This is a genomic window from Gemmatimonadota bacterium (assembly GCA_041390105.1).
Lineage (GTDB): Bacteria > Gemmatimonadota > Gemmatimonadetes > Longimicrobiales > Gaopeijiaceae > JAGQIF01.
The window spans coordinates 333,218-346,431 of record JAWKQO010000003.1; the positions used below are offsets into that span (position 1 = coordinate 333,218).

Consider the following 13,214-nt stretch of genomic DNA (forward strand, 5'->3'; position numbering starts at 1 on the left):
CGACGCGACCCAGCCTTGGAGGCCCCACGCGACTTTTCCCCCTTACTGGCCCCGCCCTTCGTCCCCGGGCTCCGGGTCGTCTTCCGCTTCGTTGCCAAGCCGCCCCCCCTTTTTCAGAGCCGCGTCCACAGAGGCCCGAGGCTCCTCGGGCCGGGGGTCGCGCCTCCCCAATCGGTGCCGGACCTCGACCCTCCCAGGCAGGAAAAAAGGCCCTGGGGACCCCGACGGCCCGACCGGCGGGGCCGAACTTATGCGCCGCCCTGGACCTTGGCCAGCCACCGACCCCGGGGTCCCGCCCGCGGGGCGGGGGCTCCCTCCGACCCACCCCACCCTCGGCCTCAGGTCGGAGTGAGTCCCCAAAAACCGAGGGGCCGCACCCCGATCGGGTACGGCCCCACCGTAGCTCCTGGCGCGGGTGCGCCCCGGATCAGTTGCTCGATCCGACCGAGCTCGGCTCCGGCGCGGACTCGCTCTTCACGGGGGCTCCGTTCACCAGGACCGGCTTGCAGAATCGCAGGCCCACCGTGTAGAGATCCCGGAGATCGGTATCCGAAAGGTCCGGATAGCGCTCACCGAGGTAGTCGACGGTTTCGTTCATCCACTGACGCTGATCTTCTTCAGCAGCGCTCAGGACGCCACAGCGGTTGATATGACTGAACAGCTCGTTGCGAGCTCTTTCAATGGTAGTTTCTGCCACACGCTCCTCCAGCAGGGACCCCGACGCCCGATCGGGTCAAATTAAGCAGTACAGTCTGAAAACCTAGCTAAAAGACGCCCCTCCATGCAAACCACCGACTCTCCAGGTTCCCCCAGCCCCGAGCCCGGGGCCTCCACAGGCGCCACCCCCGGGGGGCCCATCGACCCGGTGACGCTGGAGATCTTCCGCCATCTGTTCGCGGCGCTGGCCGAGGAGATGGGCGCGGCCCTGCGCCGGGCCTCGTTCTCCCCGAACATCAAGGAGCGCAGGGACTACTCCTGCGCTCTCTTCGATGCGGCCGGCCGGCCCGTGGCCCTGGGAGACCATATGCCGGTTCACCTGGGGGCCATGCCCATGAGCGTCGAGGCGGCCCTCGCCGAACTGGGCGCCCTGGCCCCGGGGGACGTGGCCATGGTCAACGACCCCTTCCGTGGGGGCACGCACCTCCCGGACATCACGCTGATCCAAGGGGTATTCCAGCCCGCGACCGCCCTGGGCCCGCCGGAAGCCGAGCCAGCCGCCTGTCCCGTCCCCGCTGGCTCGCTGCTGGGCTACGTCGCCTCCCGCGCCCACCACTCGGACGTCGGGGGCATGTCCCCCGGCTCGATGCCGCTGGCCCGGGAGATCGTCCAGGAAGGGCTCCGCATCCCCCCGGTCCGCCTCTACGTGCGCGGGGCGCGCAACGAGGACCTGTGGCGCACGGTGTTGGCCAATGTCCGCACGCCCGAGGAGCGCGGCGGCGACCTCGACGCCCAACTGGCGGCCCTCCATGCCGGGAGCACCCGTCTGCTGGAGATCGCCGCCGGGCGGGGGAAAGCGGCCACCGTGGCGGCGATGGACGCACTCATCGCCTACGCCGACCGCCTGGTGCGGACGGGGCTGGCCCGGATCCCGTCCGGCACCTACGAGGCCGAGGACGCCATCGAGGACGACGGCTTCGGCAACGGCCCGCTACCCATCCAGGTTCGGCTCTCGGTTCACGGAGAGCACGCTGTGGTCGACTTCTCGGGCTCGGCGCCGCAGGCCCCGGGAGGCGTCAACGCGGTGGCCGCCATCACCTCGTCGGCCACGCGCTACGTGGTGCGTTGCGTGGTGGAGGCTCTGCTGGGCGAGACCCTCCCGGCGGGCGGCGGCTCCATGCGAGATGTGCGGCTCGTGTTGCCGGAGCGCTCCATCGTCAACGCCGGTCCTCCAGCTTCGGTGGCCGCCGGCAACGTGGAGACCAGCCAGCGCATCACGGATGTGCTGCTGCGCGCCTTCACGCGGGCCCTTCCCGAGCTCATGCCCGCACTTTCGCAAGGCACCATGAACAACCTCACGGTGGGTGGTGTCGATCCGCGCACGGCGCGGGCCTTCGCCTATTACGAAACCGTCGGCGGGGGAATGGGCGCTGGACCCACGGGCCCCGGACTCTCGGGCGTGCACGTGCACATGTCCAACTCACTGAACACTCCGATCGAGGCGCTGGAACATGCCTACCCCTTCCGCGTGCGCGAGTATGCGCTGAGGCAGGGTAGTGGCGGCGCCGGCCGCCACGTGGGTGGGGACGGGCTGGTGCGCGAGCTGGAACTGCTCACCGAAGCGCAGGTGACGCTCCTGTGCGAACGACGTGTGACCGGCCCGGCCGGAGCGCACGGCGGCACATCCGGTGCTCCCGGCAAGAACGTCCTTCGCACAGCCGACGGGGATCGGGAGCTTCCGGGCAAGGTTACGTTGTGGGTCGATCCGGGCGACCGCATCCGCATCGAGTCGCCGGGCGGCGGCGGCTGGGGTGCCTCGCCCACGAACGACTGATCCCCGCTTCCTGGCGGGGATCGCAGGGCGCCCCGATGCGCGTAGAGTGCGCGCCTCCAGACAGGAAGAGCGGACCCGACCATGCAACTGCAACTCGCGCTCGTGTGCGATGACGCGCGCACGGACGAGCAGGGACGTCTGGACGTGCAGGGTGTCTTCAACGACCTGTACGCTCCCGGCTTTCCAGCGCAACACACCATGACCCTGGTCGTGGCCATCGAGTGGGAGCGGAGCGACCAGGGTCGCTTCACGTTCCGCGTGGACATGGAGGACCCGGACGGCCAGCCCGCCCTGACCGTCGAAGGTCACACAGACGTGGACGCCCGTACGGCGGACGGCCCACCGGCCCGCACCCGTCTGGTCATGCCGCTGGAGAACGTGGTGTTCCCCAAGCCGGGCGCCTACCGCTTCCGCATCCGCGTGAAGGGGCGGACCTATGACGGGCCCTCCCTGCACCTCATGGAGTCCGCACCGGTCGCTCCGTGAGCGAGCGTCCACCCGCGCGCCACCAGGCGCCCGCACTCCGGACGCACCCGCCGCGGTCCGTGCTGCTGGTGCGCCTGAGCGCCCGCGGCGACGTGGTCTTCGCCACTCCCTTGATTCGCGCCTTCAAGCGCACCTTCCCGGAGGTTCGCCTCACCTGGGTGGCCGAGCCCCACACGGCGGACCTGGTGCAGCACCATCCGCTGCTCGACGAGGTCCTCATCTGGCCGCGGCGTGAGATCAAGTCACTGGTCCGGCGGGGCCGCCTGCTGGAGGCCTGGAGGCGCATCCGCGCGTTCCGACGGGAGCTGCGCGCGAGGAACTTCGATCTGGCCATCGATCTGCAGGGCCTGCTCAAGAGCGCGTCGTTGGTATGGATGTCCGGTGCCCCGGTGCGAGTCGGCGTGGGCGCTCGCGAGTTCGCCCATCTGTTCGTGCACTACGACTTCTTCGACCCGGACCTCTCCCGCGTTTCCTCGCAGTATCTGGAGCTCGCGCGCCAGCTGGGGTTGGAGACGGACGGCTTCGCCATGGAAGTGGGCGTCTCCGACGCCGACGGTGCGTTCCAGTCGGAATGGGTGGACCGGGAGGGGCTCGCGGGGGGATACGCCGTGCTGATTCCCTTCACCACCTGGCCTCAGAAGCACTGGGTGGACGAGCGTTGGGTGGAGGTGGCACGCGGTCTGGAAGGCGCGCTGGGCCTGCCCTCCGTGCTGCTGGGCGGCCCCTCCGATCGCGAGGCCCTCCCTCCCCTGCTGGATGGGGCTCCGGCCTCGCTGCGCGATCTGGTGGGCCGCACCACGTTGGGACAGGCCTCCGCCTTGGTGCGTGGCGCTCGGCTGGCGATCGGAGTCGACACAGGCCTCACGCACATCGCTCTCGCGTTCGACGTGCCCACGGTCTGCATCTTCGGACCGTCCCTCCCCTACGAGTCCACGCCCACCGACCGGGGCGTCATCCTACGGGAGCCGCTCTTCTGCGCGCCGTGCTGGAGAAAGCCCACCTGCGGCGGGCGCTACACGTGCATGGCCATGATCACCGCACGCGAAGTGGTGGAGGCGGCGCGCGGTCGGCTGGGTTAGAAGCAAGGGATCGCCTATTCCAGCTGTTCCTCGATGCTTCTGGTCTTCTCCGTGCGCTCGCTCCCGGTGTGGAGCGTTCCCACCGGCTCCACCAGCATGAGCCAACACTCGTCCCGCGCCACCGGGCGATGGCGCACGCCCCTGGGTACCACGTGCAGATCGCCTTGGCGCAGCGTCACCGTTCCATCCTCGAACTCGATCGTGAGCTCTCCCTTGAGGATGTAGAACAGTTCGTCCTCCTCCGCATGGTCGTGCCAGACGAATTCCCCCTGGACCTTGGCGATCTTCACGTATTGATCGTTGACGCGAGCGAGCACCTTGGGCGACCAGTGCTCGTCCAGCGCGTCCAGGCGTTCGGACAGATGAACCACGGGGCCGGGCATGATGGGCTCCTCTGACAGGTCGCTGAAAGGTAGGGCGCGCGGCGCTGGGAGCGCCCCGGCCTGCAACGAGTGGGGACGCGGGCACCGAGCCTGTCAGTCGGTAGCAGGCTCTTTGGGACGCCCGCTCCGGCCAGACGCGTCGCCGCGGCGGGCGCGCAGAACGGTCACGCGTGTATCGTCGATGTCGACGAAGCGGCCACGTTCGGGCAACTCCTGCGTCACCGCATGTTCCACGGAGAGGATGTGCGCGAAGGGCACAGCGCGCCAGGCCTCGATGATGCGATCCAGCTTGCCCGACATGTATGGCGGATCGGCCAACGCGATATCGTAGGCACCGGCCTCCAGCGCTTCCACGAACGGAATCGCGTCCTTCTTGAAGATGCGCGTCGTGTCCCGCACGCCCAACGCTGCCACGTTGGCCTTGAGGGCATGCAGCGCGGCCGGCCCGTTCTCGACGAAATCCACCGAGCGCGCGCCCCGTGAGAGGGCTTCCAGCCCGAGCGCGCCCGTGCCGGCGAACAGGTCCAGCACCCGGGCGCCCTTCAGGTGGGGCTCCAACAGGGTCAGCCAGCGATCCCGAACGGACTCGGAGGTGGGACGTACGCGACCGCCCGGCGAGGTGAGTCTGCGGTTGGCGAGACGTCCGCGCACGATCCTCACGGCTGCTCCACCGCCAGCAACGCCCGCAGGAGGTCGGCGCTGCGCCGAGCCGAGCCCTTCCGCGCCTCGATGACGGCACGGCCACGTTCGACGCGCTCCGCTCGAGCGTCCGGGTCCGCCAACAGATCGGCAACGGTCTCCCGGATCCGCTCGGTCACCAGGAGCGCCCCCGCGGCAGCCAGGCCGTCCACCACGTCGGCGAAGTTGGCGTGGTACGGCCCGATGATCGAGGCGCATCCCAGCGCGACCGGCGTGATGGGATCGGAGCCACCCAGGTCCACGAAGCTCCTGCCGACGATGGCCACGTCCGCCAGCGCGTAGGCCAGCGAAAGATCGCCCATCGAGTCCAGCAGGAAGCGCGTCTCGCCCGCGGCCCGCTCGCTTCCGTCAGGGCTCGTGCTCCTGCGCACGAAGCGGGGCTCCAGGGCTGCGACCTCCTCGAAGCGCTCAGGCTTGCGGGGCGCGATGAGCACCTGCAGATCGGCCGGAAGCTCGCTCAGGAGTCGAGCTTCCTCGCCCGGCCCGGTCGAGCCTGCCACCACCAGGGGCCGGCTCCGGTCGATGCCCAGCGCGCGCGCGAGGCGTGCGGCCGCGGCTTCGTCCACCTGCGCGGGCGCCGCGTCCCACTTGGTGCTGTCCGTGACCCGCACCCGCTCGGCGGGCACGCCCAGCGCCACGAAGCGCTCGGCATACTCGGGCGTCTGCGCCCCCACGGCGGCCAGCTTCGCGAAAGTGGGGGCAACCCAGCGCCGCACCTTCCTATAGCGCTCGAAGCTGGAAGCGCTCAGTCGGCCCGAGATCACGGCCACCGGGACGCCGCGGGCCTCGCACGCCTCCATGAAGTTCGGCCAGACCTCCAGCTCGGTGAGCCCCACCGCAGCCGGCGCCACGCGGTCCAGGAACTGCGCCACCGCGCGCGTCACGTCGAACGGATAGCGTACCACCGGCAGCCGTTGGCCGTAGAGCGTCCGAGCTCGGGCCAAGCCCGTGTCGGTGGTGGCGCTGACGACCGGGCGCGTCCCGGCGCCCTCCAGCTGGGCCACGACGGGGGCCAGGGAACTCACCTCACCCACGCTCACGCCGTGCAGCAGGATGGTGGGCCGCTCGCTCGCGGGGAGGGGGGCCCCGTCGCCGAAGCGGGCGCGCCAGTCCGTGCGCCACTTGTCGGTACGCAGCATACGCGCCATCCAGACCGGGCTGGCGAGCACGGCACCGGTCAGGTACACGAGATCGTAGCCAAAACCCATGCGGGGCGCGTCCGTGAGGGGTTGCCGTGTACCAGCCCCGGGTACCTCACGTGCGCAAGGTACCTCAAGGCCACCAGACCATCTTGGCCGCCAGGAACAGCAGGCCCCCGAGCAGCCCCAGCAGAGCCTCGTACTCACGATTCTTCCACCAGCGCGCCGCAGCGAAGCGTGCGGTGGCGGCCCCAGGCACGCGCGCCGGCAACAGTTGCGGAAGAAAGAGGGGGACCCGGGCTGCGTAGTCGCGGTACTGCTGTCCGAACTTCCTCTCCAGCACCTCCGCCTCGGCGCGGGCGCTCTTGCCATAGATCCAGACGTAGAACAGGACGAAGCCCGCCGCGAAGATCCACTGACCACCGGCGATGGTCACCCCCACACCCACGAGCAGCGACCCCACGTAGAGGGGATTGCGGACATGCGCGTAGGGCCCCCGTGTGGCCAGCTCCATGTCCTTGTGGATGTAGCCGGCCGCCCAGGCGCGCAGGGCCAGACCCAGCAGTGAGACCGCCGCTCCGACGGCCAGGAGGCGCGGGGTCGGCGCGGCGAACCACAGGAACGGGAGGACCAGCAGCCAGACGAGGCGGAGCCGGATCTTGCGTAGGGACAGCCCCACTTCCTCAGCGACCTTTCGTCAGGGGCCGCCGGGCTGCCCCCGGCGAAGGAGGCTCTGCTGCATACGCAGGAAATCCTGCGTGATGGGCCTGCCCTCCTCGATCGACTCCAGGTGGAGCGAAAGCGATCCGATGGACAGCTCCGACTTCATGTAGACCAGGATGCGGCGCTCGTCGTTGGTGAAGTAGAGCTCGGCCTTGCCGCCCTCCCCGAACAAGCCGGACGTGCGGATCAACGGCTGCACCACGATGGTCTCGAACTTCCCCGCCGGCACCTCCTTGGTCTCGATGCGCAGCGTCTTCACGATGACCGGATTCCCGCTGTCCTTGAAGTACAAGGGCAGAGTGTCCACGTCCCCGACTTGCAACGGCAAGGCACGGACGTAGTAGACGAAGGCGATGTCGTCCAACGGTGCGGTGGCCTCCATGGTCTCCGCATCGTCGTTGTCCGTGCGCTCCCAGCGCTTCTCCTCCGGGAAGATCTCGTACTCCCGGTGTCGCTTGTAGCGAAACTCGTGGATGTCCTGGATGAAGCGCCGGCTGGTGATGTTCTCCACGTCCACGTACGACGTATAGCGGTCGTGCACGTCCGCACCCAGGAGGCCGCCGTCCAGCGTCCACTTGATGCGGTACGACGCCTTACCCCGCACGTTCTCGACGCCTTCTACCTCCATGGTGCCGTGGCCGGCGTTGAACCACCCGAACTTGAGCTTGTAGCCGAGGCGCTCTCCCGGACCCCAGGGCATGGGAATGTGCGTCGACGGCCAGGTGACGGTGTCGTCGACCCCATCCACCTGAGCGCCTCCGTTCCCTGGCGCGGCGCCGTTCGCCTGCGCTTGCGCGGGCACGGCGCCGTAGCCGGTCGCAATCACCAGGCTCAACAGCGGGAGCCAACCGCGTAGCGCCTTCACGCCGCTTCGTCCTCGGGAGGACGCCACTCGGCCCGCCGAATCCGATTGAGCGAACGCAGGGCCGGAAAGACCCGCAGGCGTGAGGGACGCACCTTGCGGTCGTTGCGCACCACCACCGGGCTCTCGACGATGCGTCGTGCGAACGGCGACAACATCCGCAGCAGCTCCACATTCACCGCGGGCCCCGAGAGCCCCGCCAGCTCCTCGAAGCGCTCGACGCGCACCGCCTTCTTGAGGACGATGACCCGGAAGGCACGGAGTCCGCAGAAGGGATCGGGGACCGGCGCATGTCGCAGCGAAGTCTTGAGGAGGCGGAGCGCCGCCCAGCGGGTGAAGCGCTCGCCCCGGGTGACCCCAGTGGTTTCCTGGACCGTGCCGCAGACCAGGTCGGCGCCCCCCTCGATGGCCTTGATCATGGGGACCACGAACTCGGGACTCTCGCTGAAATCGGCCTGCAGCGTGACGACCACGTCTCGCTTCGGATAGGGCGAGAGCTCCGCGGCCCGGTCCAGCAGCGCTCTCAAGGACGCCCCGTATCCCCTGGCCGATGGGGAGCGCTGGACGTCCAACGGGACCACACGGGCGTAGCGCTCCAACAACTCCCGGGTACCGTCCTCGGAGCCGTCATCGTGCACCAGGATGCGGTAGTCCCGCCCGAAGTCCCGCATGACCTTGCGGATCTTCCACAACAGCACGCCCAGAGTGCGGGCTTCGTCGCGGGCGGGAATGCAGACGTAGATCATCCGGTGGCCTGGGCCGCTTGTCCTGGTGGGAAGGGCAGGAATGCCGTGGCTGCGTGGGGGCGTCCCTGCTAGTACCGGGGGGTTCGGGACCGGTTCCGGGTCACCGAGCCGTTACCCGGCGGCCAGCAGGTGGGGTCGCCAGCGCCGGTGGTGCCACAGATACTGCTCGGGATCGGCCTCGATCCGCCGCTCCAACGCCCGGTTGAGCGCGGCGGTCACCGCGGTCACGTCCGTCTCGAGGTCGCCGCTACGGGGGACCTCGACGCGCTCCAGAAAGACCTGATAGCGGTGGGGACGGCCCGGCCGGGCCACGGCACAGCCCGCCACGATGGGCACGCCCGTACGGAGGGCGAAGACCGCTGGGCCACGCGGTGTGGCGGCCGGATGGCCGAAGAAGGGCAGAACCACTCCCCCCGGAGTGTGTTGGTCCGCCACCAGCGCCACCGTGCGTCCGGAGCGGAGCGCCGCCGGGACCTTCACCGCCGAGGCACCCCGGTCCAGCACCCCGAAACCCAGGGCGTCGCGGTGCCGGCGCAGCTGCCGATCGACCAGTGGATTGCGCTGGCGCACCGCCACCGCGTCGAGCGGCAAGCCCCGCGCGGCCAACGCGGCCCCCGCCACCTCCCAGTTCCCCAGATGGCCGCTGACCAGCAGGGTTCCCCGTCCCGAGGCCGCGTCGGTTCGGATGCGCTCGAACAAGGCAGCCGTGGCCGCGTCTCCCCACTCCGTCCGGTCCAAGAGGCGCTGGCGGAGCACCTCTCCCCGAAGGGCACCCAGGCGCAGGAGCTGAGCGACCTCGCGGCCCAGATGCGCGTAGGCAGCGCGTGCCACGCGCTCCCGCCAGGCGGTGGGTCGGTCTGCAAAGGCCAGTGCAAGGCTTTCGTCCACCTGCTTGCGCCGCACACCCAGCCACCCCGCCAGCCGCGCCACGCCCGCGCCCAGGGCGAGCGACGGTCCCTCCGGCAGCAGGCGCACCAGTCCTTGCACGAGGCGAAGCCCCGCGTACTCCAGCCGGTGGGTGAGCGTGGGCCTGCGCTCCGGCATCGTCGAGGTCAAGCGCTGTAGTCCCCCACGGCCTGCAGCGCGTGGAGACGGCTGTAGAGGCCGCCCCCCTCCACCAGTTGCTGGTGAGGGCCGCTCTCGACCAAGCGGCCTTCCTCGAAGACCAGGATGCGGTCCGCTTTCTGGATGGTGGACAACCGGTGCGCGATCACGAACACGGTGCGTCCCGCCAGCAGGCGCTCGATGGCGGCTTGCACCAACCGCTCCGACTCCGTGTCCAACGCACTGGTGGCCTCATCGAAGATCAGGATGGGCGGATCGCGCAGGATCGCGCGCGCGATGGAGAGCCGCTGACGCTGTCCACCGGAGAGCTCCGTCCCGCGCTCGCCCACCAGCGTGTCATAGCCGTCGGGAAGCTGCTGGATGAACTCGTGGGCGTGGGCGGCCCGGGCGGCCTGTTCGAGGGCGGCCTCGTCCACGTTCTCCAGACCGTAGGCGATGTTGGCGCGTACGGTGTCGTGGAACAGAACCGTCTCCTGCGATACGATGCCCAGCTGCCGCCGGAGGCTGCGCACGGTGAAGTCACGAAGGTCGGTGCCATCGATGCGGATCCGACCCTCGCCCACCTCGTAGAAGCGGCCCAGCAGGTCGATGACCGTGCTCTTCCCCGCACCGCTGGGTCCCACCAGGGCCACCACGCTGCCCTTGGGCACCGTGAAGGAAACGTCTTGCAGGACGGGCTCACCCGGTCGGTAGGCGAAGGACACGTGATCATAGACGATCGAGTCCTCAAACCCGGTGAGCGCGCGCGCTCCGGGGCGGTCGCGGATCTCGATGGGGGCGTCCATGAACTCGAAGACGCGCTCGGCGCCGACCAGGCCGGGTTGGATGAGGGCGGGCAGCTTCGAGAGGTATTTCACCGGCGAGTAGAGCTTCATGCTGAGCACGAGGAACCCCACGAACTCGGCCCCGGACAGGGCGCCGTCCACCAGCACCAGCCGCGCCCCGTACCACAGCAGCACGGCCGTGCCCAGCGCGGCGAACAGCTCGGTGATGGGCCCAGCCAGCGCCCGCCACTTCTGGGTGCGAAGGAACGTGCGGAAATAGTCGCCGGTCAGGGTGCGGAAGCGGGCCCGCTCGTGCACCTCGGCCGAGGACGTCTTCACCAGACGGATGCCGGAGAGCGTCTCCTGCACGTGGGCGCTCACCTGCCCGGCGAGATCCAGTACGCGCCGATCACCGCGCCGTAGCTTCTTCACCAAGGGGCCCCAGATGCCCATGGCACCGGGAACCACCACGAAGGCGGCCAGCGTGAGCTTTACGGACAGGCCCAGCATCAGCACCATCGCCGCCGTGAACTCGAAGACCGAGGAGAGGCTCTTGGCCAACTCCCGCGTGACCAGCGTGCGCAGCTGTTCCACATCGTTGGTCAGGCGGGAGATGATCTGCCCGGTCCGCGTGCGTCCGAAGAATGCCAGGTCCAGGTCCAGCAGGTGATCGTAGACGTCGTTCCTGAGGTCGCGCGTCACGCCCTGCTCGACGCGGGCCACCAGGACGTTCTGGATGAAGTCGAAGACGTTCTTGAGCGTGACGACCACCAGAATGAACAGAATGATGCCACGGATCGCGTCCTGAGGAGCCCCCTGCAGATCCACCACCCGCCCGACGGTCGCGTCCAGCAACGCCTGCAAGCGCCCGCCCGCCGCAGCCCCTCCGACCTCGCCTCCACCGAAGAGCGTCTGCAAGAACGGGATCAGCAGCGCCAACGAGAACGCGTCCAGCGCGGCGAACATGAACATCGCCACGGCCGCTACCAGAAACACCCCGAGATGCGGGCGCAGGTACCGGAGGATGCGGAGATAGAGGCTCATCGCGGGCGAGCGCGGTCCTGGGTGGGCGCGCGGATCAGCGGCCGCGTGGGGTCAGACGTGCCACGGGCACGATCATCTCTTCGGGCGACACACCCCCGTGCAGGAAGGAGCCACGGTAGCGGGCCTGGTATTCCCTCAGCTTGGTGGGATACACGAAGAAGTGGTCGTCCAGGGCGATGAGACAGTTCATACCCGGGCGGCCGGGAGGTAGTCGCAGCTCCGTCAGGTTCTTGCAGGTGAGCACGGCCTTGGGATCCTCGGCCCGGATGTCACTCCCGAACTTGTAGCGAAGGTTGGCGGTGGCGTCCTTGCGGGCAAACACCGTGGCCGGCCGCATGCAGTGGAGGGAGCCGTGATCCGTCGTGAAGATCACTCGCATGCCCTCCTCGGCAGCCTCCTTCAACACCTGCAGAAGGGCGGAACGCTCGAACCATGAGCGGGTGAGGCCGCGCAGCGCAGCCGCATCGCGGGCCACCTCCATGAGGATGGGCGACTCCGAACGGCCGTGGGTCATGAGGTCCACGAAGTTGAAGACCAGCGCGATGACCCCTCCGTTGCCCAGGGCCGAGCGGATACGGGCCCGCACCTGATCGCTGCCCCGGTCGCCGAACACCTTTTCGTAGTGGACGGGCACCCTGCGTCCGGTGAGCCGCTCCAGCTGCTCTCCCAGCAGTCGGTCTTCGAAGGCATTGAGACTGCCTTCATCGTCGGACATGTCCCACCAACCGGGATTGGCCCGTGCGATGGCATCCGGAAACAACCCACTGAAGATGGCGTTGCGTGCGTAGGGGGTCGCCGTAGGCAGGATGGAGAACTGGAACTGCTCCTCCAGGTCGAAGAACTGCGACAGCACGGGCGCGATGACCTTCCACTGGTCCAGGCGCATGCAGTCCAGCACCACGAAGTAGACCGGGTCGTCGCCCAGCGCCGGCACCAGGAACTCCTTGACCACATCGACGGAGAGGCGCGGCCGATGCTCGCGGGCCGCCCGCATCCAGCGCGGGTACTCCCGCACCACCCAGGTCCCGAAGTCGCGCCTCAGCTCCTCGGCCAACCCCTGAACGCTCTCCAGCAGACCCAGCTCGCCCGCATCCTCCAAGCGGATGTGCCAGTCGACCAGCTCGGCGTAGACCTCCCGGAAGGTTTCGGCGTCGTCGGCCTCCGCCTTTTTGCGGGAGAGCCGTTGGAAGCGAGCCGCGAAATCCTGGGCCACCCGCTGCTGTTGGATGGAGGAGCCTTCCAGGATCCGAGTGACCACCGAAAGCACCTGGCGGGGGCTGGTGGGCTTGACCAGGTAGTCGTCCACGCGCCGGCCGATGGCCTCCGTCATGGTCCGATCCTCTTCGGACTTGGAGATCATGACCACGCGGGCGTGAGGATCGCGGCGCCGCAGCATCTCCAGGACCTCGAGTCCGCGTCGGCCCGGCATCTGCTCGTCCAGGAGCACCAGGTCGTAGGGGTACTCCTCGAGCAGGGCCAGGGCGTCGTCGCCGTTGGCGATGGCATCGACGTGGTAGCCCCGCTGCTGCAGGAACAGCAGATGGGGCTTCAGGAAGTCGATCTCGTCGTCGACCCAGAGGATGCGCTTGGCGCCGGTCGCGGGCATGGTCGGAAGCTAGCAGGTGGCTGAAGTTGGGGGGTACCCCGCAGGCTCAGCCCTTGTCGCGGCAACGTTCGCCCGCGATCTGCGCCCAGGCCGAAACGCCCAGCGGCTCCATGGAGTAGCAGAAGTC

13 protein-coding genes are annotated in these 13,214 nt (G+C 69.0%); 3 read left to right on the forward strand and 10 right to left on the reverse strand.

Going from position 1 to position 13,214, the window contains the following annotated elements:
- Positions 1-427 precede the first annotated feature (427 nt).
- Positions 428-697 (reverse strand): hypothetical protein, encoded by a 270-nt coding sequence (locus tag R3E10_14540; protein MEZ4416966.1) that lies wholly within the window; start codon positions 695-697, stop codon positions 428-430.
- Between the two features lie 84 nt (positions 698-781).
- On the opposite strand from R3E10_14540, the gene R3E10_14545 reads away from it, so the two are divergent.
- The 3 genes from R3E10_14545 to R3E10_14555 all read left to right on the forward strand — a co-directional run bounded on the left by R3E10_14545 (position 782) and on the right by R3E10_14555 (position 4,056).
- Positions 782-2,491 (forward strand): hydantoinase B/oxoprolinase family protein, encoded by a 1,710-nt coding sequence (locus tag R3E10_14545; GenBank protein MEZ4416967.1) that lies wholly within the window; start codon positions 782-784, stop codon positions 2,489-2,491.
- Between the two features lie 81 nt (positions 2,492-2,572).
- Entirely contained in the window at positions 2,573-2,977 is a 405-nt protein-coding gene (locus tag R3E10_14550) for a hypothetical protein (GenBank protein ID MEZ4416968.1), read from the forward strand.
- On the forward strand, positions 2,974-4,056 hold the full coding sequence (locus tag R3E10_14555; protein MEZ4416969.1) for a glycosyltransferase family 9 protein: 1,083 nt from the start codon (positions 2,974-2,976) through the stop codon (positions 4,054-4,056). Before R3E10_14550 ends, R3E10_14555 begins: the two co-directional genes overlap by 4 nt.
- 14 nt (positions 4,057-4,070) lie before the next feature.
- Here R3E10_14555 and R3E10_14560 read toward each other — a convergent pair whose 3' ends face one another.
- From R3E10_14560 to R3E10_14600, 9 genes are all read right to left on the reverse strand, one after another.
- A complete protein-coding gene (locus tag R3E10_14560) occupies positions 4,071-4,439 on the reverse strand; it encodes a cupin domain-containing protein (protein ID MEZ4416970.1) in 369 nt (122 codons plus the stop codon).
- Between the two features lie 93 nt (positions 4,440-4,532).
- Positions 4,533-5,099, reverse strand: coding sequence for an RsmD family RNA methyltransferase (locus R3E10_14565; protein ID MEZ4416971.1), 567 nt, complete (start codon positions 5,097-5,099; stop codon positions 4,533-4,535).
- Positions 5,096-6,346, reverse strand: a complete 1,251-nt coding sequence (locus R3E10_14570) for a glycosyltransferase N-terminal domain-containing protein (protein ID MEZ4416972.1) — start codon at positions 6,344-6,346, stop codon at positions 5,096-5,098. Before R3E10_14570 ends, R3E10_14565 begins: the two co-directional genes overlap by 4 nt.
- A 64-nt stretch (positions 6,347-6,410) precedes the next feature.
- Complete coding sequence (locus tag R3E10_14575; GenBank protein ID MEZ4416973.1) at positions 6,411-6,956, reverse strand: isoprenylcysteine carboxylmethyltransferase family protein; 546 nt, start codon at positions 6,954-6,956, stop codon at positions 6,411-6,413.
- Between the two features lie 18 nt (positions 6,957-6,974).
- Positions 6,975-7,865, reverse strand: coding sequence for a DUF3108 domain-containing protein (locus R3E10_14580; protein MEZ4416974.1), 891 nt, complete (start codon positions 7,863-7,865; stop codon positions 6,975-6,977).
- Positions 7,862-8,608 (reverse strand): glycosyltransferase family 2 protein, encoded by a 747-nt coding sequence (locus R3E10_14585; GenBank protein MEZ4416975.1) that lies wholly within the window; start codon positions 8,606-8,608, stop codon positions 7,862-7,864. The genes R3E10_14580 and R3E10_14585 overlap by 4 nt, the downstream gene beginning before the upstream one ends.
- A 111-nt stretch (positions 8,609-8,719) precedes the next feature.
- Entirely contained in the window at positions 8,720-9,664 is a 945-nt protein-coding gene (locus tag R3E10_14590) for a hypothetical protein (protein ID MEZ4416976.1), read from the reverse strand.
- Positions 9,661-11,481 (reverse strand): ABC transporter ATP-binding protein, encoded by a 1,821-nt coding sequence (locus tag R3E10_14595; protein ID MEZ4416977.1) that lies wholly within the window; start codon positions 11,479-11,481, stop codon positions 9,661-9,663. The genes R3E10_14590 and R3E10_14595 overlap by 4 nt, the downstream gene beginning before the upstream one ends.
- A gap of 34 nt (positions 11,482-11,515) precedes the next feature.
- Complete coding sequence (locus R3E10_14600) at positions 11,516-13,087, reverse strand: response regulator (GenBank protein ID MEZ4416978.1); 1,572 nt, start codon at positions 13,085-13,087, stop codon at positions 11,516-11,518.
- Between the last annotated feature and the right edge of the window lie 127 nt (positions 13,088-13,214).